The organism is Brachybacterium sp. B718/18 (genome assembly GCF_055454375.1).
The window spans coordinates 98,585-117,483 of the sequence record NZ_JBVDDO010000006.1 but is presented as its reverse complement, the minus strand read 5'-3'; the positions used below and the strand labels follow the sequence as shown (position 1 = coordinate 117,483).

Annotated in this window: 17 protein-coding genes; 9 read left to right on the top strand and 8 right to left on the bottom strand. The window is 73.3% G+C overall.

All coding sequences use genetic code 11. From position 1 onward, the window contains the following. Positions 1-255 precede the first annotated feature (255 nt). The 3 genes from ACZCAH_RS10960 to ACZCAH_RS10950 all read left to right on the top strand — a co-directional run bounded on the left by ACZCAH_RS10960 (position 256) and on the right by ACZCAH_RS10950 (position 2,880). Positions 256-1,029 (top strand): ABC transporter ATP-binding protein, encoded by a 774-nt coding sequence (locus ACZCAH_RS10960; RefSeq protein WP_464341111.1) that lies wholly within the window; start codon positions 256-258, stop codon positions 1,027-1,029. Then, positions 1,026-2,387: an FtsX-like permease family protein gene (locus ACZCAH_RS10955; protein ID WP_464341110.1), complete on the top strand. Its 1,362-nt coding sequence runs from the start codon at positions 1,026-1,028 to the stop codon at positions 2,385-2,387. The genes ACZCAH_RS10960 and ACZCAH_RS10955 overlap by 4 nt, the downstream gene beginning before the upstream one ends. Before the next feature lie 166 nt (positions 2,388-2,553). Beyond that, on the top strand, positions 2,554-2,880 hold the full coding sequence (locus ACZCAH_RS10950; protein WP_464341109.1) for a rhodanese-like domain-containing protein: 327 nt from the start codon (positions 2,554-2,556) through the stop codon (positions 2,878-2,880). Positions 2,881-2,932: 52 nt separating this feature from the next. On the opposite strand, the gene ACZCAH_RS10945 is transcribed toward ACZCAH_RS10950, so the two are convergent. Further along, positions 2,933-3,694, bottom strand: a complete 762-nt coding sequence (locus ACZCAH_RS10945) for a CPBP family intramembrane glutamic endopeptidase (protein ID WP_464341108.1) — start codon at positions 3,692-3,694, stop codon at positions 2,933-2,935. An 86-nt stretch (positions 3,695-3,780) separates the two neighbouring features. On the opposite strand from ACZCAH_RS10945, the gene ACZCAH_RS10940 reads away from it, so the two are divergent. Then, complete coding sequence (locus ACZCAH_RS10940; RefSeq protein WP_464341107.1) at positions 3,781-4,524, top strand: SDR family oxidoreductase; 744 nt, start codon at positions 3,781-3,783, stop codon at positions 4,522-4,524. A gap of 100 nt (positions 4,525-4,624) precedes the next feature. Here ACZCAH_RS10940 and ACZCAH_RS10935 read toward each other — a convergent pair whose 3' ends face one another. From ACZCAH_RS10935 to ACZCAH_RS10925, 3 genes are all read right to left on the bottom strand, one after another. After that, complete coding sequence (locus ACZCAH_RS10935) at positions 4,625-4,990, bottom strand: metal-sensitive transcriptional regulator (RefSeq protein WP_464341106.1); 366 nt, start codon at positions 4,988-4,990, stop codon at positions 4,625-4,627. A 5-nt stretch (positions 4,991-4,995) separates the two neighbouring features. Next, entirely contained in the window at positions 4,996-6,411 is a 1,416-nt protein-coding gene (purB, locus tag ACZCAH_RS10930) for an adenylosuccinate lyase (RefSeq protein WP_464341105.1), read from the bottom strand. Positions 6,412-6,512: 101 nt separating this feature from the next. After that, positions 6,513-6,911, bottom strand: a complete 399-nt coding sequence (locus tag ACZCAH_RS10925) for a phage holin family protein (protein ID WP_464341104.1) — start codon at positions 6,909-6,911, stop codon at positions 6,513-6,515. Positions 6,912-7,054: 143 nt separating this feature from the next. On the opposite strand from ACZCAH_RS10925, the gene ACZCAH_RS10920 reads away from it, so the two are divergent. After that, positions 7,055-8,164 carry a histidinol-phosphate transaminase gene (locus ACZCAH_RS10920; protein WP_464341103.1) on the top strand — a complete coding sequence of 370 codons (1,110 nt, stop codon included), beginning with the start codon at positions 7,055-7,057 and terminating at the stop codon, positions 8,162-8,164. Positions 8,165-8,213: 49 nt separating this feature from the next. Here ACZCAH_RS10920 and trpB read toward each other — a convergent pair whose 3' ends face one another. Next, positions 8,214-9,506, bottom strand: coding sequence for a tryptophan synthase subunit beta (trpB, locus tag ACZCAH_RS10915; protein WP_464341102.1), 1,293 nt, complete (start codon positions 9,504-9,506; stop codon positions 8,214-8,216). A gap of 314 nt (positions 9,507-9,820) precedes the next feature. On the opposite strand from trpB, the gene ACZCAH_RS10910 reads away from it, so the two are divergent. The 3 genes from ACZCAH_RS10910 to ACZCAH_RS10900 all read left to right on the top strand — a co-directional run bounded on the left by ACZCAH_RS10910 (position 9,821) and on the right by ACZCAH_RS10900 (position 14,229). Continuing rightward, on the top strand, positions 9,821-11,155 hold the full coding sequence (locus tag ACZCAH_RS10910) for an MFS transporter (RefSeq protein WP_464341101.1): 1,335 nt from the start codon (positions 9,821-9,823) through the stop codon (positions 11,153-11,155). A gap of 79 nt (positions 11,156-11,234) precedes the next feature. Next, the gene (locus ACZCAH_RS10905) at positions 11,235-12,530 is read left to right on the top strand and encodes a Gfo/Idh/MocA family protein (protein WP_464341100.1); all 1,296 of its coding nucleotides are present in this window, start codon (positions 11,235-11,237) and stop codon (positions 12,528-12,530) included. 43 nt (positions 12,531-12,573) lie between these two features. After that, entirely contained in the window at positions 12,574-14,229 is a 1,656-nt protein-coding gene (locus tag ACZCAH_RS10900) for a sensor histidine kinase (protein ID WP_464341099.1), read from the top strand. A 6-nt stretch (positions 14,230-14,235) separates the two neighbouring features. On the opposite strand, the gene ACZCAH_RS10895 is transcribed toward ACZCAH_RS10900, so the two are convergent. The 3 genes from ACZCAH_RS10895 to ACZCAH_RS10885 are packed head-to-tail and all read right to left on the bottom strand — an operon-like array spanning position 14,236 to position 17,059. Next, the gene (locus ACZCAH_RS10895; RefSeq protein ID WP_464341098.1) at positions 14,236-15,705 is read right to left on the bottom strand and encodes a glycosyltransferase family 2 protein; all 1,470 of its coding nucleotides are present in this window, start codon (positions 15,703-15,705) and stop codon (positions 14,236-14,238) included. After that, the gene (locus ACZCAH_RS10890; RefSeq protein WP_464341097.1) at positions 15,702-16,697 is read right to left on the bottom strand and encodes a HEAT repeat domain-containing protein; all 996 of its coding nucleotides are present in this window, start codon (positions 16,695-16,697) and stop codon (positions 15,702-15,704) included. The genes ACZCAH_RS10895 and ACZCAH_RS10890 overlap by 4 nt, the downstream gene beginning before the upstream one ends. Beyond that, a complete protein-coding gene (locus ACZCAH_RS10885) occupies positions 16,694-17,059 on the bottom strand; it encodes a response regulator transcription factor (protein WP_464341096.1) in 366 nt (121 codons plus the stop codon). The genes ACZCAH_RS10890 and ACZCAH_RS10885 overlap by 4 nt, the downstream gene beginning before the upstream one ends. A 129-nt stretch (positions 17,060-17,188) precedes the next feature. Here ACZCAH_RS10885 and ACZCAH_RS10880 point away from each other — a divergent pair, with 129 nt between their 5' ends. After that, the gene (locus ACZCAH_RS10880) at positions 17,189-18,898 is read left to right on the top strand and encodes a glycoside hydrolase family 3 N-terminal domain-containing protein (RefSeq protein WP_464341095.1); all 1,710 of its coding nucleotides are present in this window, start codon (positions 17,189-17,191) and stop codon (positions 18,896-18,898) included. The last annotated feature ends 1 nt before the right edge of the window (position 18,899 follow it).

Below are 18,899 nucleotides of genomic sequence, written 5' to 3'. Positions count from 1 at the left end.
CTGATCGACGAACTGGCGAGGAACGAGCCGGGAGGAGATCAGCTGTCCGGCAGGGCCTGATCGACGAACTGGCGAGGTCGGACTCCCCGGAGCGCCGGGTCACGGGCAACGAGCCCGGGCCCGGCGCTCCGTCGTCTCTGCCCCATGCCCGGCCGGTGGTCGCACGGACACGTCATCCCACGGTCTGACCTCGCAGACGCGGAACCGCTCCGCGGGCTGACGCGCGGGGGAGGGGCCGCGACGGATCGTGGAGCCATGAACGTCTCACCCCCCGCTCTCCACGCCGTCGGCGACCCCCTGGCCGCCGCCCACCCCACCCCGATCCTCGCGGCGCGCGGCCTGGCCCGCACCTACGGCCGCGATTCGGCCGCGACCCGCGCCCTCGACGGCGTCGACCTCGACGTCGCCCGGGCCGACTCCCTCGCCGTGATGGGCCCCTCCGGCTGCGGCAAGACCACCCTGCTGCACGTCCTCGCCGGCATCCTCGCCCCGACCGCCGGGACCGTGCACCTGGACGGCCAGGACCTCGCGGGGCTCGGCGACTCCCGGCGCACGCTCCTGCGCCGCAGCCAGTTCGGCTTCGTCTTCCAGGACGGTCAGCTGCTGCCCGAGCTCACCGCGCTCGAGAACGTCATCCTGCCGCGCATGCTGGGCGGCACCTCGCGCCGCGCCGCGACCGCGGAGGCGCGCGCCTGGCTGGACCGTCTGGGACTCGCCGGGATGCACGAGCGGCGGCCCACCCAGCTCTCCGGCGGCCAGGCCCAGCGCGTCGCGGTCGCGCGAGCGCTCGCCGGCCGGCCGGCGGTGGTCTTCGCCGACGAGCCGACGGGGGCACTGGACCAGGAGACGGGGCAGTCGGTGCTGCGCACCCTCGTCGACTCCTGCGCGGAGACCGGGGCGAGCCTGGTCATGGTCACGCACGACGCCCAGGTCGCCGCGGCCTGCCGTCGGACGGTCGCGATGCGCGACGGGCGCATCGCCCGGGAGTTCGTGCGCCCGGAGCCCGCGATCGACGGTGCGGCCCGATGAGCGCCCTGCTCGCCTCCGGCCCGCTGCTGCTGCGCCGCCGCGGCGCGCTCGCCGACCTGCTGCCCGTCATCGCCTTCGCCGCCGCGACCGGCATCACCCTGACCGTGCTCGGCGGGGCGGCCGCCTTCGTCGGCCGGCTCCCCGACGGGGGCGAGGTCGTCCACACGGGCGAGGCCTCCGTCATCCCCTTCCTTGTCACCTGCGCGATGGTCGCCTCCGTGCTGCTGATCCCGAGCGCCGTCGGCCTCGGCGGCTCCGCGGCACGGCTCTCGCTCGCCCGCCGCGAGCAGGACCTCGCCGCGATCCGCCTCGTGGGCGGCACAGCGACCCAGGTCGGCGCCGTCGCGGTCCTCGACGTCGCCGCGCAGGCGCTGCTCGGCGGACTGCTCGGCGTGGTGCTCCACCTGGTCGCGACGCCGCCGCTGACCGCTCTCGACTTCGGGATCACTCCCTTCACCACTGCGGATCTGCTCATGCCCTGGTGGGCCTACCCGCTGCTCGTGATCGGGATGGTGCTCCTCGCGGCGGGCTCCGCCACTGTGTCCCTCACCGGGGTGGTGCTCAGCCCCCTCGGCGTCGCGCGGAACTCCCGCACGGTGCGGATGTCGGTGGTGCGCCTGGCGATCTGGGCGACGCTGGTCGTCGGCTTCCTGGTCTTCGCGCAGATCGGCTCGATGGTGCTGGGCCCGATCGCCGGCGAGGCGGTGGTCATCGCGGTGATGGTCGCTTTCATCGGCGCCGTGGTCGCGGGGGTCAACCTCGTGGGTCCCTATCTGGTGTGGCTCGTGGCGCTGCTGGTGGCGCGCCTCGCGCCGACTCCCTCGCTGCTGGTCGGGGCGCGGCGGCTCGCCGCGGACCCGAAGGCCGGGTGGCGGGCCGTCTCCGGGATCACCTTCGCGCTGGTGATCGCGGGCTTCCTCACCGTGATCTCGCTGATGACCCGCGGCGACGGGTTCCATGCCGAAGAGGACCTGATGATGGCGACGGCCATGTCCACCGGTGGACTGCTGACGCTCGGGATCGCGGCCGTGCTCGCCGCGGTGAGCACCGGCGTCACCCAGACCGCCCGGGTCATCGATCATGCCCCGCTGCTGCGCTCCCAGCACGTCGCCGGTGCACAGGTGGGACAGCTGCACCGGTCGCGGATCGCGGAGATCGTGCTCCCGGTACTGCTCAGCTCCGTCCTCGCCACCTTCACCGCGCTGCTGGTGGTGATGGCGGTGCTGGGCGGCGCCCCGCAGGATCCGCTGGTCGCGCTCCAGTACATCGTGAGCGTCCTCGGGGCGTACGCGCTGGTGATCGCGGCGGTGCTGGTCGGCTCCCCGCTGGTGCGCCGGTTCGCGCTGCGGGGCGCCTGATCCGCGGCGGAGGGTGGAGGGAGCGGGGGAACCTGTCGGTTACTGGCGCGTGGCGTCGGGCTACGGATATATGACCGTAGTGGAACGCTACGCGCCAGTAAGCTACCACGACTCCGATCACCCGCCCGCTGTCCCTCCAGCGGAGCGCGGCCAGTAGGGTGGAGGCATGACGGAACTGCGGAACGTGGCCCCGACCGAGGTGCCCGAGGGCGCCCACCTGATCGACGTGCGTGAGCAGTCCGAGTGGGATGCGGGCCATGCGCCGGCCGCTCGCCACCTCGCCGCCAGCAGCCTGCTGGAGAAGCTCGACGAGCTCCCGGAGGACGGCGACCTCTACATCGTCTGCCGTAGCGGCGGTCGCAGCTTCCAGGTGTCGCAGTGGCTGAACGCCAACGGCTACGACGCGATCAACGTCGCCGGCGGCATGGACCAGTGGTTCGAGTCCGGTCTGCCGATGGTCTCCGACGGCGAGTCCGAGCCCTTCGTGCTCTGAGCCGGAGCCCTTTGGAGTCCCACCCCGGCAGCTCCTGCCTCGACGGGCGCGCTCACAGTGGCAGCAGGTCCTTCGCCAGCGCGTAGCCGACGAAGGCGACCACGTCGATGAGGGCGTGAGCCACGATCAGCGGGCCGGTGCGCCGGGTGCGTCGGAACCACTCGCCGAACACCAGCCCCATGACCAGGTTCGCGAGGCCCGGGCCGACCCCCTGATAGGTGTGGTACGCGCCGCGCACGATCGCGGAGGCGATCACGGCACGTCGACTGCTCCAGCCGAGCCGTTCGAGCCGCTGGATCAGATAGCCCACCACGATCACCTCCTCGAGCAGCGCGTTCTTCACGGCGTGCAGGATGAGCACGGGCACGGTCCACCAGTGCTCGCCGAGCGCGGCGGGCACCACCTCGACGGTGAGGCCCACGGCGCGGCCCAGCAGGTAGACGGCGAGCCCGGGCGCACCGATGGCCGCGGCGAGGGCGAGACCCTGCCAGAGGTCTCGGCCCAGGCGGCGACGCTCGAGGCCGAGGTCCCCGAGGGCCTGGGCGATGCTTCCGGCGGTGACGGCGAGGAGCAGGATCACGAGGGCCACCGGCACCAGGGTGAAGGTGATCGAGAGCAGCTGGCGCAGCAGATCCATCCACGGATCCGTGTCCTGGGAGGTGTTCAGCGAGGTGGACTGCGCAGAGAGCGGGCCGGCGGCGAGGGCCTGGGCGAGGGCGATCAGCGAGTAGACCGCGCTGCGGCCGAGCGACAGACCCAGCACGACCAGCACCTCGGCCCGCAGCCAGGCGCGGCTCGGGGTGAACGGCTGCATCAGCGTCCTCCTCTCGACATGCGACATGCTCTCACCGCCCGAGGTGCCGGGCGGCGCGCTCGGCGTCCCGTGCCAGACTCGGCCCCATGACCGATCCCTTCCTTGCCCCGTCGTCCCCCGCCTCCGACGTCGCTGGCGCCGCGCGCCGTCCGACCGTCCTCGTCACCGGGGCGACGCGGGGCATCGGCCGCGCGATCCTCGAGGAGCTCGCCGCGGATCACCACCTGATCGTGGGAGGTCGCGATGCCGAGGCGGTCGCCGCCGTGGTCGCCGAGCTGCCCTCGGCCGAGCCCTTCGTCGCCGAGCTCACCGACGCCGAGCAGATCGCCGCGGCAGTGGATGCCCTCGGCCTGCCCCACGGGATCGACGGGGTCGTCCACTCCGCCGGGGTGCTGGTCAGCGGGAGGCTCGAGGATCTCGAGCCCGCCGCCTGGGAGCGCTCCTTCGCGATCAACGTGACCGCCGTCGCCGCGCTCACCAGGCTGCTGCTGCCCGCTCTGCGCACCGCGCGCGGCACCGTCGTGACGATCAACTCCGGCAACGGCTTCACCGCCAGGGCCGGCGGCGGCGCCTATGCCGCGTCGAAGTTCGCGCTGCGCGCCCTCACCGATGCGCTGCGCGAGGAGGAGCGGGCCGCGGGGGTGCGCGTGACCTCGGTCCATCCGGGGCGCGTCGCGACCGACATGCAGCGCGAGCTGCGGGACTTCGAGCAGGGCGAGTACCGCGAGCAGGACTACGTCGCCCCCTCGACGGTCGCCGCGACCGTCGGCCTCGCCCTCCGCCTGGGCGACGAGGCGAGCCTCGACGTGCTCAGCGTCCGCCCGCGCTGAGCGCGCGGCGGCCGCCCGGAGCATCCGGCGACGCCTCCGGGCGGCCCCCCGGAGCACCCTCGGTCCCCGACCGTCGGCCGACTGTCGGCTGACGGTCAGCTCACTTCATCAGTCGCTTGACCGCCTGCATGATCTCGTCCATCTTGCGCTCGAGCTCCTCGGAGTCGCCGGAGCGGGCGGCATCGTGCACGCAGTGATGGATGTGGTCGTCGACCAGACCCGTCGCGACCGACTGCAGGGCCTTGGTGACCGCGGAGATCTGCGTGAGCACGTCGATGCAGTACGCGTCCTCCTCGACCATCCGGTGCACCCCGCGGACCTGCCCCTCGATGAGCTTGAGGCGTCGGAGGTACGGCGACTTGGTCTCCCGGTAGCCGGGATCGCCCTGTGTGCCGTGGTCTCCGTGCCCGAGGTGCCCGCCGTGCTCGGCGGCAGCAGCGCCCGTCGTCGTCACGTCCTCGGACATGGCGCTCAGGCCTTCCCGTCCTCGAGGCGCTCCACGAGCCGTGCGGCGTAGCCGGTGTAGGTCGCGGGGGAGAGGGCCAGCAGCCGGTCCCGCTCCGCCTCCGGCAGGCCGAGTCCCTCGATGAAGGCGCGCATGCCCGCGCCGTCCACGCGCTGACCGCGGGTGAGGTCCTTCAGCCGCTCGTAGGGGTTGTCCAGGCCCGGCACACCCTGCACGCCGAGGGTGCGCATTACCGACTGCACCGCCTCGCCGAGCACCTCCCAGTTCGCCTCGAGGTCCGCGGCCATCGCCTCCGGATCCACGTCGAGACCGGCGAGGCCCTTGCGCAGGTTCGAGATCGCGAGCAGCGAGTGGCCGAAGGCCATGCCCACGTTGCGCTGGCTCGAGGAATCGGTGAGGTCCCGCTGCAGGCGGGTGGTGACGAGGGTCTGCGCGAGCACGTCCAGCAGCGCCCCGGAGATCTCGAGGTTCGCCTCCGCGTTCTCGAAGCGGATGGGGTTGACCTTGTGCGGCATGGTCGAGGACCCGGTGCCGCCTTGTGCGGACAGCCGCTGGCGGAAGTAGCCCAGCGAGATGTAGGTCCATACGTCGGTCGCGAGGTTGTGCATGATCCGCCCGGCGCGGGCGACGTCCGCGTAGACCTCGGCCTGCCAGTCGTGCGACTCGATCTGCGTGGTCAGCGGGTTCCAGGTCAGGCCGAGGTGCTCGACGAAGGTGCGCGCGACCTCCTCCCAGTCCGCGCTCGGGACGGCGACGGAGTGCGCGGCGTAGGTGCCGGTCGCGCCGTTGATCTTGCCGAGGGTCTGGTTCGCGGGGATGCGCCGGGCCTGGCGGCCCAGGCGGTGCGCGAAGACCGCGATCTCCTTGCCGAGGGTGGTCGGGGTCGCGGGCTGGCCATGGGTGCGGGAGAGCATCGGCACCTCGGCGGTGTCCCGGGCGAGGGCCTCGAGATCGTCGATCAGCGCCTGGAAGGCGGGAAGCCACACCTCGTGCACGGCGCCGCGGATCATCAGCGCGTAGGAGAGGTTGTTGACGTCCTCGCTGGTGCAGTAGATGTGCACGACCTCGGAGAGCGGCTCGAGGCTGGTCCCCGCGAGGCGGCGCTTGATGTAGTACTCGATCGCCTTGACGTCGTGGACGGTCTCCCGCTCGATCTCGGCGTGCTCGGCGATGCCCTCGGCCCCGAAGTCCTCCGGGATCGCGCGCAGCAGGGCGCGCTCCTCGTCGGTCAGGGTGCGCAGGCCCGGGATCACGCCGCCGTCGAGCAGGTGGATCATCCACTCGGTCTCGACCACGAGGCGGCAGCGGTTCAGCGCCGCCTCGGAGAGATGGTCGACCAGCGGCGCGGCCTGGGCGCGGTAGCGACCGTCGAGCGGGGTGAGGGCGATCGGGGGAGTGATGTCCGCGAAGGAGTGAGCCATGACGGCCATTCTCCCAGAACCCCGCGCGGCCGCGGGAGCGGGGCCGACGCGCGGGCGCGGTGACTGGCCGACGGGGGCCGACGCGCGGGCGCGGTGGGGGCTCAGGCGCGCTCGCGGTCGCGCTCGCCGAGGCCCGTGACGCCCTCGACGATCGCCGAGAGGACCCCGATGATCACGCCGGCCAGGAGCGCCCACCAGAAGTTGTGGAACTGCAGGGTGAGGCCCATCAGGCCCGACACCCAGCTCGCCAGCAGCAGCATGAGCGTGTTGATCACCAGCTGGAACAACCCCAGCGTGAGGCAGGTGATGGGGAGGGCGAGGAGGGAGAGCAGCGGCTTCACAAGGGTGTCGATCACCGCGAGGATCAGCGCGATCGCGGCGATGGTGAGGACCTGCGTGAGCACGGGCGCGCTGTCGTCGCCCAGATGCATGCCGGGCAGGATCAGCGCGGTGACCCAGAGGGCGAGGCCGGTGACGATGATGTGTCCGAGGAATCGCATGCCCCCATTGTCCCCGTCCGGTACTGGGAGCGCACGGGGGAGAACCCCCGGGGGCGGCCGGGGGAGAGGCGGGGTGCCCGGCTGTCGCCCTGGCCGGCGGACGCGCGAGCGACGAGAACCCCGGTGCGTCCTACCCTGGGGGCATGCCCGACCCCTCCCCCCGCCTCGACCAGCCCGAGGAGCGCCTCCGCCTGCGCCCCGCCCTCGAGGCCCTGCCCGCCTACGTCGCCGGGAAACCCGCCGCCGACGACGGGATCCACCGCTTCAAGGTCTCCTCGAACGAGTCGCACCTGCCGCCGGTGCCCGAGGTGCTCGAGGCGGCGACTGCGGCGATGACGGGCGCGAACCGCTACCCGGACGCCGCCGCGCAGGAGCTGCGCGCCGCTCTCGGCGAGCGGCACGGCGTGGACCCGACGCAGATCGCGGTGTCCACGGGCTCGGTCGCGGTCTCGGGCGACCTGGTCCGCGCGCTCGTCGGCGAGGGGGACGAGGTCGTCTTCGCCTGGCGCTCCTTCGAGGCGTACCCGATCCTGGTCGGCTCCCATGGCGGCACCCCGGTGCCCGTCCCGCTCACCCCCACCGGGGAGCACGACCTGCCCGCCATGGCCGCGGCGATCACCGAGCGCACCCGCCTCGTGCTGCTGTGCACCCCGAACAACCCCACCGGCCCTTCGCTCAGCACCGAGCAGGTCGAGGACTTCCTCGCCCGCGTGCCCGAGGACGTGGTCGTCGCGATCGACGAGGCCTACCGCGAGTTCCACGACCCCGCCACCGTGCTCGGGACGGCCGGGATCTTCCGCCGCCACGGCAACGTGGTGCTGCTTCGCACCTTCTCCAAGCTGCAGGGCCTGGCCGGGCTGCGGATCGGCTACGCGGTCGCGCACCCGCGCCTGGCCCGCGCCCTCGGCCAGGTCACGGTGCCCTTCGGGGCCTCCGCCCCGGCGCAGGCCGCGGCCCTCGCGACGTTGCGGCCGCACGTCGCGGAGGAGCTCGAGTCCCGGGCCGCCGCGGTGCGCGCCGAGCGCTCCCGAGTGCTCGCCGGGCTGCGCGAGCAGGGCTGGGGGTTACCCGCCAGCCAGGGCAATTTCGTGTACTTCCCGCTCGGGGACCGCTCTGGAGAGTTCGCCGAGTTCGCGGAGGCGCGCGGCCTCGTGCTGCGCGCCTACGGCACCGACGGGGTGCGCGCCACGATCGCCGAGCCCGAGGCGAACGATCGCCTGCTCGCCATCGCGCAGGAGTGGCGCGCCGGCTGAGCCGGGTTCCCCCGGTCACCGCAGCGACCGGGGGCTCCACCGGACGTGCTCAGCGTGCGATCTCGTCGGCCTCCCCGGTCATCCCGATCTTCTCGGCGACGTAGTCGATGTCCTTGTCGCCGCGTCCGGAGAGGTTCACCAGCAGCGCCGCCTCGCGGGGGAGGGCCGGGGCGATCCGGATCGCGTGGGCGAGGGCGTGCGCGGACTCGAGCGCCGGGATGATCCCTTCGGTGCGGCTCAGCCGCTGGAAGGCGTCGAGCACTGCGGCGTCGCCCTCGCGCACGTACTCGACGCGGCCCAGCTCGTGCAGGTGCACGTGCTGCGGGCCGACGCCGGGGTAGTCGAGGCCTGAGGCGATGGAGTGCACCTCGCCGGGCTGTCCGTCGGCGTCCTGCAGCACCCGGGTGTCCATGCCGTGCAGGGTGCCGGGCGTGCCGAAGGTCATCGTCGCGGCGTGGGCGCCGGGCTCGTCGCCGGTCCCGCCGGGTTCGACGCCGATGAGCCGCACGTCCTCGTCCTCGAGATAGGCGGTGAAGGCACCCATCGCGTTGGAGCCGCCGCCGACCGAGGCGATCACGGCATCGGGCAGCCGGCCCAGGTCCTCGAGGAGCTGGGCGCGGCTCTCCCGGCCCACGACCGACTGGAAGTCGCGGACCATGTCCGGGAAGGGCGCGGGGCCCACGACGGAGCCGATCGCGAAGAGGTACTGCTCGGGGTCCGCCGCGTACACGCCGAAGGCGGAGTCCACGGCCTCCTTGAGGGTCCGCTGACCGACCTCGACCGAGACCACCTTCGCTCCCAGCAGTCGCATCCGCACCACGTTGGGGCGCTGCTTGGCGACGTCGACCGCGCCCATGTGGATCTCGCACCCGAGGCCCACGAGCGCGGCGGCGGTCGCGAGGGCGACGCCGTGCTGGCCGGCGCCGGTCTCGGCGATCAGGGTGCGCTTGCCCATCCGCTTCGCGAGCAGCGCCTCCCCGATCGTGTGGTTGATCTTGTGGGCGCCGGTGTGGTTGAGGTCCTCCCGCTTGAGCAGGATGCGGGCGCCGCCGAGGCTGTCGGAGAGGCGGTCCGCCGCGGAGATCGGGGAGGGGCGGCCGACGTAGTCGCGCAGCAGCCGGGAGTACTCGGCGAAGAACGCCTCGTCATGGCGGGCCTCCTCGTAGGCGGCGGCGACCTCGGCCATCGGGCCCGCGAGGGGCGGCGGCAGGATCGCTCCGCCGTGCGCGCCGAAGCGGCCGCCGGTGTTCCCCGCGAACTGCGGGGAGCGGGTGAGGCCGCTCGCCTCGGCGAGGGTGCGCGGGGCGCGGGACGCGGTGGTGACGGGGGTGGGGGTCGACATGGGTGTCCTCCGGGGTTCGGGCCCGACCCGGGCTGCTCCGTTGCAGGGTTGCTGTAATGCTGAGAAGCCGCCCGGTGTGGGGCGGCTTCCTGTCAGCGCACGCGACAGTGGGGGACCGCCCTCAGGCGGTCCACCAGCTCGTCGTCGCGGTGCGCATGGAGCGCACTGTAGACGAGGTCCGGGGCGGGCACGTCTGCCGTCCATGCGCCGGCGCGGATACCCTGGGGGAGGTCGGGACCCCTCCGCTGCGGGACGGGCGCCCGAGGCGTCCGGTCCGACTGTCGCCTCCCCGTCCCGGCCCCCGGAAGGACCCGATGACCCCGACCGCCGCCCCCCAGGCCACCCCCGTGCTCGACGGCCCCCGCGCGCGCATCGTCTGGATCGCCGCCCTCGCCGCCTATGCGGTCGCGGTGCTGCAGCGCACCACGATGGGGGTCGCGGGTCTCGAGGCCACCGAGCGCTTCGGCGCCTCCGCCACGATCGTCTCCACCTTCGTGGTGCTGCAGCTGGCGGTCTACGCCATGTTCCAGATCCCCGCGGGCGTGCTGCTGGACCGCTACGGCTCCCGCGTCACCCTGGTGGCCGGGGCGGTGCTGATGGCGGCGGGGCAACTGCTGATGTCGGTGACCGATGAGGTGGGCGTGGCGATGATCGCGCGGATCGTCCTCGGGGCGGGCGACGCCCTCACCTTCTCGAGCGCGATCCGGCTGGTCCCCGCCTGGTTCCCGGCGTCCCGCGTGCCGCTGCTGACCCAGCTGACCGGCATCCTCGGCCAGGTCGGGCAGATCGCCTCCGCGGTGCCCTTCGTGGCGGTGCTGACGGTGCACGGCTGGGGCGCGGCCTTCTCGGCGTCGGCAAGCCTCAGCGCGATCTCGGCGGTCATGATCCTGCTGCTGGTCCGGGCCGCGCCGCCCGGGATGCCGCGTCCGCGGGTGCGGCAGGACTTCCGTCGGATCCCGCTGGTGCTCGCTCGGATCGTGCGACATCCCTCGACCCAGCTGGGCTTCTTCACCCACTACACCGCCGGGTTCACCGGGATCGCCTTCTCGATGATGTGGGGCTACCCGTACCTGACCGCGGGGGAGGGGCTCAGCCGTCCCGCGGCCTCGGCGGTGATGACCGTGCTGGTCGTGGTCGCGGTGATCGCCGGACCGCTCATCGGCGCGCTCACCCAGCGGCACCCGCTGCGCCGTTCCACCCTCGTGCTGCTCATCGTCGCGGCGATCGTGGTGCCGCTGCTCACCCTCGTGCTGTGGCCCGGGCCCGCCCCGATGTGGCTGCTGATCGTGCTCGTCGCCGGCTTCTCGATCGGCGGTCCCGCGAGCAGCGTCGGCTTCGACTTCCCGCGCACCGACCTGGCCCGCCATCGCCTCGGCACCGCGACCGGCGTGGTGATCATGGGCGGGTTCATCGGCGGCCTGCTCGCGATCCTGCTGATCGGCGTGGTGCTCGATCTGATGCGGCCCGACGGCGACTACGACCTGCACGCCTTCCGCGTGGCCTTCGCCGTGCAGCTGCCGCTGCTGGCGATCGGCGTGCTGGGCATGCTGGTCTCCCGGCGGACCCTGCGCCGCCGGATGGCCGCCCAGGGCCGCGAGGTGCCCCCGTGGCGCGACGTCTGGCGCTCCGGCCGCTGGCGCCGCCTCTGAGGATCGTGCCGGACGGGGCTTGCCGCCCTCTCCGTCGGTGACGTAGCGTTCCCCCCGTAGATAATTTCAAGGAGGAAATATGTCGTTCACCCTCGGTATCGTCGGCATCGGCCAGTTCGGCTCCCACTTCGCGGAGCTCTTCGCCGCCCACCCCGAGATCGACGGGATCTATGCCGTCGACTCCGTCCCCGAGCGCATCGACGCCGTCGAGGCGCGGGGCGTGCGCTTCGCCGGTCGCTTCGAGACCCTCGAGGACCTGCTCGCCTCAGACGTCGACGCGGTCGCGATCTTCACCCAGCGGTGGACCCACGGCCAGCACGCCCTGGCCGCCCTCCGCGCCGGCAAGCACGTCTACTCGGCCGTGCCGATGGCCATCGAGGAGGACGAGATCCGCCAGATCACCGAGGAGGTGCAGCGCACAGGCCTCGTCTACATGATGGGCGAGACCAGCCAGTACAACGCCGCCGTCGTCCTCGCGCGGCGCATCCACCGCAGCGGTGCCTTCGGCGAGGTGTTCTACGCCGAGGGCGACTACGTCCACGACATGGACCTCGGCTTCTACGACGCCTACAAGTACTCCGGCGGCGACGCCTGGAAGTCCACCGCTTCCTACCCGCCCCTGCTCTACCCGACCCACTCGATCGGCGGCATCCTCGGCGTTCTCGGCGAGCGCCACGCCACCTCCGTCTCGGCGCTGGGCCGCCCGGACACCCGCGGCGACGGCGTCTTCGACAAGGACGTGTCGATGTTCGCCAACGACGTCTCCAACGCCTTCGCCCTCTTCGGCATGGACAACGGCGGCGCCTTCCGCACCAACGAGCTGCGTCGCGTCGGCTATCCCTCCCACAAGCGCGAGAGCCGTTTCCGCTTCTTCGGCGAGGCCTCCAGCTTCGAGGAGACCATCGACGTCACCTACTGGCACGACAAGGAGCGGGTGCTCGACGTGACCGAGCAGATCCGCACCGGCGCGACCATGAGCCTGGACGACCCCCGCCTGGCCGACGTCTCGCCCGCCCTGCGCGACGCCTTCGTCGCCGGGGCCGCTCCCGTCCACCACCAGGCGCGGCTGCCGAAGGAGTTCCAGGGCCTGCCCAACGGTCATGAGGGTGCGCACCACTTCCTGGTCGACGACTTCGCGCGCGCCGTCGTCGACGGGGCCCAGCCGATGGTCAACGCCTGGCAGGCCGCCCGGTATACCCTCCCCGGGGTCATCGCCCACCAGTCGATGAACCGCGACGGCGCGCGCCTGCCCATCCAGGACCTCGGCGACTGCCCCCTGCCCGTCCAGGACCTGGATGCGGACCAGGAGCCGCTCGACCTCGAGGTGCTCTGGTCCGCCCAGGAGGCCGCGGAGCAGGCCGCACAGCAGGGATGAGCCAGGGGCCGCGAAGTCGGCGGCGCGCGGCTACGATGCGCTCGTGACCCCCCGACCTCGCGGACATCGGCTCCGGCACCTCCTTCTCTCGCCGCACCACGGCACCGCAGGCATGCTGCGGCCCGGCCTCGCGGCCGTCTGCCAGGTCGCGCTGTCCCTGTGCCTGCTGATCGGCATCCTGCTGCTGGACGACCAGAGGCTCGGGATCGGCTGGCTGTACTGGACGGGTCACGGGCTCATCCACGCCCTGACCCTCGCCCTGCTGGCCGGGCTGCTCGTCGGGCGGCTGCAGAACCGGTCCCGCACCGAGATCCCGCGGTTCGTCGAGCTCGCCGTGGTGCTCCTGCCCGTGGCCGACCTCGCGATCCTCGCCGTGACCCGCTGGTCCCTGGTGAACGTCTCCGGCTTCCAGGGGTACCTGATGACGGTGCCGATGGTGTGGCTCGCGGCGCAGCACCGCCTGCGCGGCGCCGCCCTCGGCATCTCCATCACGGCGGTGTCGATGGCGATCGGGCCGTTCATCGTGCCGGGCCACGAGCTGCTCCCCGTGTTCCTGCGCGGGGCGGCGATGCTCTTCCTCGCGAGCGCCGTGACCATCGTGGTGGTGTCGGTGACGATGCGCCTGGACGAGCACGCCCGTCGCCTCGAGTCGGTGACCTCCGCCCTCGGCGCGGTCTCCCTCGTGCTCGATCTCGAGGACGGGACGGTGCTCGAGAGCTCGGGCCGGCTCACGGGCCCGGCCCGGTCCCAGGACGTCGCCGCCCTGCTGTCCGGGCCGCTGTTCTCGGAGAACGGCAGGCTGCCGCTCCCGCCCGAGCGCGGCCCGCTGGCCCGTGCGCTCGGTGGGCGGGTGCTGACCGGCGAGTCGGTGTGGGTGCCGCTCGAGGGCGACCGACGGGCGGCGCTGTCGATCTCCTCGACCCGGCTCGACGAGCAGCGGATGCTGCTGGTCGTCCACGACGTGACCCTCTCCCTCGGCGCCGTGCTCCAGGAGGAGCAGTTCCTCGCCAACGTCTCGCACGAGCTGAAGACCCCGCTCACCTCGATCACCGGCTACGTCGAGCTGGTCGAGGACGAGCTGGACGGGCCCGGCGGCGGAGACCCCTCCGTGATCCGCTCCCACCTCGAGGTGGTCACCCGCAACGTGGTCCGGCTGCAGCAGTTGATCCTCGGCCTGCTCGAGACCGCCCGCTCGGTGAGCAGCGACCGGATCGGCTCCGAGGGCGGTCCGCGCCGGGTGACCTCCTTCGACGAGCTGGTGCGCCACCAGGTCGAGGGGATGCGGCCGCGAGCGGCCGTGCGCGGCCTGCGCTGGGAGCTCCATGGCCTCGACGAGCCGGTCGAGCTGGTCAACGCCGACCCGGAGCGGCTCGGCCAGGCGGTCGACAACCTGCTCTCCAACGCCGTGAAGTACGCGCACGAGGGCGGGCTGGTCACGGTGACCCTCACCCGGGACGACCGCCGGGCCCGGCTGACGGTGGCCGACGAGGGCATCGGCATCGACGCGGACGATCTCGCCCGCCTGTACACCCCCTACTTCCGGGCGCGCACGGCGACCGGCGCGGGGGTGCCCGGCTACGGTCTGGGGCTGATGATCACGCGGCGGATCCTGCGCGCCCACGGCGGCGACATGACGATCACCTCGGAGGTCGGGGTCGGCACCAGCGTCGTGTTCGAGCTGCCGCTCGCCCGCACCTGAGGGACCTCAGCGCGCGGCCTCGGAGGAGAAGCCGGTGCGGGTCATCTCGCCCCACACCGCCTCGCCCCCGCGCAGCGCCTGCCACCAGCCCTGCAGCCGCCAGAGGGCGGTGAGCTGGCGGTAGCCGAGGTTCTCCAGCAGCGAGCAGGAGACCATCAGCAGCAGGTGCCGGGTGGTCGAGCGACGTCGGCCCGACGCCTCCTCGAGCAGCACGGACAGCACCGTGACCAGGATCCCGCAGCCCAGCGCCACGCCCAGCAGGGCGAGGGTCATCACCGGGCTCACCGCCCCGGTGAGGAGCGCGGCGACGATGACGAACATGCCGAGCACCTCGAACAGCGGAGCGAACAGCTCGAAGATCCAGTAGTAGGGCAGGCCGACCAGGCCGATGCGGCCGTAGCGCGGGTTCAGCAGCATGCCGCGATACGCCCACAGCACCTCCCAGAGCCCGCGGTGCCAGCGCACGCGCTGCCGCTTCAGCACGGCGCGGGTGTCCGGCACCTCGGTCCAGCAGGTGGGGTCGGAGACGTAGACCATGCGGTAGTCCCGGCGCCGACGGCGGCACCAGCGGTGGATCTTCAGCGTCAGCTCGAAGTCCTCGCCGATGGTGTCGGGGTCCAGGGCGCCCACGCTCAGCAGCACGTCCCGGCGGTACACCCCGAAGGCGCCGGAGATGAGCATCAGCGCGCCCAGGCGTGACCATCCGGCTCGACCGAGGGAGAAGGCGCGCAGGTACTCGACGACCTGGAAGCGGGCGAGCCACGAGCGGGGCATGCCCTCCTCGGTGACGCGGCCCGAGACCACCCGGCTGCCGTTGACCGCGCGGATGTTGCCGCCGGTCGCGACCACGCGCAGCGGATCGTCGAGGAAGGGCTGGGCGGCGAGCAGCAGCGCATCGGGATCCATGACCGAGTCGGCGTCGACGAGCACCACGAGATCCTTCGCGGCCAGGCCGATCCCGGTGTTGACCGCGTTGGAGCGCCCGCCGTTGGCGGTGTCCACCACCAGCAGCGGGATGCTGCGGTCGCGCGCCTCGTAGATCCCGCGGACCTCGGATCGGAGCGTGATGTTCGGGCCGGGGTCGAGGCGGCGGGAGCTCGGCACCAGGTCGAAGGTGGAGCGGAGCACCTCGAGGGTGTCGTCCTTGGAGCCGTCGTTGACCACCACCAGCTCGTGGTCGGGGTAGTCCAGGGCGAGGGAGGAGCGCACCGTCTCCGCGATCAGCGCGGCCTCGTTGTAGGCGGGCATCACGATGGTCAGCCCCAACGAGACCGGGGCGGTCGCGGTCTCGTGGAGGTCGAGCACGGAACGGCGGGCCGCCGAGCGGCGGGTGTCGACGAAGCCCAGGAGGACCAGGACGAGGTAGATCGCGTTGATCGCGAGGAAGTAGAGCAGGGTCGGCCACGCGGTCCAGATCAGGACCGTGCGCACGAGGTCGTGCACCCAGGTGTCGGAGAGATCGAGCCAGGGGATCACGGGCGGCTCCCGGGGAGTTCGGTGCGGAGCTGGGAGGTCAGCAGCGGGTCGCCGCTCGCGGCGACGGCGGCGAGCGCCTCCGCGGACTCCTCGCGGGGCAGGGCGAGCAGGGCGCCGAGAGCGTGGCTGCGCACCATGCCCCAGGACGAGCGGGTCCCCTCGAGCAGAGCGGGCACCGACTCCGCCGTCCCCACGCGGGTCAGGGCGGTGGCGGCGGCGAGCTGGACGCCCGGCGTCGGGTCCTGCCGCAGCAGGGCGCCGAGACGGGCGGTGTCCGCGGCGCTCGAGAGCTCACCGAGAGTCTGGGCGGCCGCGGCGCGGACCCTGGGGGCGGGGTCGCTGAGGGCCTGCCGGATCGCCGCGAGGGCCCGCGGGTCGGTGCCGCCCTGGGTGATGAGGGAGGTGACGACGACGAGGGAGGGGACCTCGGCGCGGTGGCGCAGCCGATCCAGCACGGCCTCGACGGAGGCGGCCGACGGGTAGGCCGCGAGGGCGCGCACCGCGACGGTCTGCACGATCGGGGCGGGATCGGTGGTCGCCCGGCGCACCGCCTCCTCGTCGGAGGGGAGGCCCAGTTGGCCGAGGCGGCGGACTGCCGCCGCGCGCACGGTCGTCCGTCGTGAGCGGGCGCGGCGCCGCAGGCGGGCCGGATGGCCGCGGTCGATCAGCATCGCCGCGATCCGCGCCCGGGAGTCGCCGCGCAGCGTCTCCAGGACGGACAGCAGGCGCTCGTCGATCCGTTCGCCGAGGAGGCCGGTGGCCCCGCGCAGGGTCTCGGCGAGGGCGACCTCCGCGGGATCGGCGGCATCCTCGTCGTCGGCGAGGGCGTAGCGGATCACGAGGGGTCGGGCCTGCGCATCCGCGCGATCCCGGCGGCGCGCGAGCAGCACCCGGACCCCGTGCAGGAGGATCACGGCGACGATGGCCACGACGATCACCGCCCAGAGGACCGCGAGCGCGGTGAGGATCAGCCGGGGATCGAGGGTGATCACGGGCGGGCGAGGATCGCGGTGACGCGGGCTGCGAGCTCGCGCGGGCTGAAGGGCTTGGTCATGTAGTCGTCGACCCCGGCGGTGAAGCCGTTCTCGAGGTCCCGCTCCTGGCTGCGGGCGGTGAGCATGAGGATTCGCAGGGTCGACCCCTCGGCACGCAGGGCGCGCACCAGGTCCACGCCGGTCATCCCGGGCATCATGTGGTCGACCACGGCCAGCTCGATGTCGCCGCGCGCCGCGAGCACGTCGCGCGCCGCCTCGCCGCTGCCCGCGATCGTCACCTCGTGGCCGCACGCGCGGAGCTTGAGGGAGACCAGTTCCACGATGTCCGGGTCATCGTCCACCACCAGGATGTGCGCCATGTAGACAGTCTAGTTATTGACACCCCGCGGTCTCCCTCGACGTCCGGTTTGTCCCGGTACCGCCTGCCGGGTCCCGGGCCGCGCCGGAGCACCCGTCACGACTAGGCTCGGCCCTGGAGGAGGCGGCGCATGGACGAGGACGTGGCAGGCGTCGACGCGGGGCACGACGCGTCGGTCGTCGCGGGGCTGGACGCGTCGGTCGGCGGGGACCCGCGCGCAGGTGCCGGCCACCGGTGGGACGCGGACATCCTGGGACTGCTGATGGCTCCCGTCCCGGGCGTCCCCGGCGACGGCGGTGGGGACTGCGTCGGCGGTGCGGGGAGGTCGACGGTGCCTCTCGGGTTCATGGGCGCCGTCGATGCGGGACTCGCCGCCGTCGTGCTCTTCGCCGAGAACACCCCCGACCCGGCGACCGCGGCCCGCCTCGCCCGCGCCCTCCACGACCGTCGCGAGGACCTGCTCCTCGCGATCGACGAGGAGGGCGGCGACGTCACCCGGCTCCAGGCCCGGACCGGGTCGAGCCTGCCGAGCGCCTGGGCGCTCGGCGAGATCGACGACCCCGAGCTGACCCGTCGTCTCGGCCGGGCCCTCGGGGACCTGTTGGCCGCCTGCGACCTGGACCTCGACCTGGCCCCGGTGCTCGACGTCTCCACGGACCCCGCGAACCCGGTCATCGGCACCCGCGCCTTCGGGGCGGAGCCCGACCTCGTCGCGGCCCACGCCCGGGCCTTCGCGACGGGACTGATCGATGCCGGGATCGGCACCTGCGCCAAGCACTTCCCGGGCCATGGGGCCACATCGGTCGACTCGCACACCGCGCTGCCCCGGATCGACCTCACCGCCGCGGAGCTCGCCCGCGACCATCTCGCGCCCTGGCGCATCGCCCCGTGGCTCGACGCCGTGATGACCGCGCACGTGCTGGTGCCCGCACTGGGCGAGGGCCCCGCATCGATCTCGCCCTGGTCGCGGCCGCTGCTCGACGAGGCCGTGGGCGGGGTCTTCCGCGGACTGGTGATCACCGACGCCCTGGACATGGCCGCGGTCGCCGCGGATCCCGGCCCGCAGGAGGCCGCGGTGCGCGCCCTCGAGGCCGGGGCGGACCTGCTGTGCCTCGGCTCGCCGCGCGGCGGCGACGCCGAGGGGATGCTGCGCCGCGCGCACGACGCGATCCGCTCCGCCCGGGAGGCCGGCCGCCTGGACGCCGAGGAGCTGCGACGACGGGCCGCGAGCGCCCGCGAGCGGATCCGCAGCCTGCGCACACGGCGCCGCTTCGTGCCCGCGCCCCCGCTCGAGGCGGCGCTGGACCGGCTCGATCGTCTCGGAGCGGAGGCCGCGGCCCGCGCGGTCCGCTCCCGGCACGGGCACGCCCGCCTCGACCTCGGGCCGGTCACGGTGATGGACCTGCGCCACGGCGCCCACCGGGCCGCGAGCTCCCGGCCGCCGCAGCTGGTCGCGGCGCTGCGCGAGCGGGGGATCCGCGCGGACGTGCCGGACTGGCCCGCCCAGCTCCTCGATCCCGTCCTCCCCGCGGATCCCGCGCTCCCCTCGGATCCCGCGCTCCCCGCGCTCCCCGCGCTCGTGGTGCCGGGTCAGGTGCTCGCGCTGACCCGGCTGCCCCGCGCCGACGCCGAGGAGGCGCGGGCGCTCGCCGCTCTGCTCGCAGCACGGCCCGCCACGATCGTGGTCCACACCGGGGTGCCCGCGGCCGCCCCGGACCATCGCCTGCTGGTCTTCGCCCACGGCGACGGTCTGCCGCTGATGCGTGCGGCCGTGGACCTGCTGCTGCGCGGCGCGGAGGAGGGGCGGAGCGCACCCTCCGTGACACCTACGGCACCGTAGG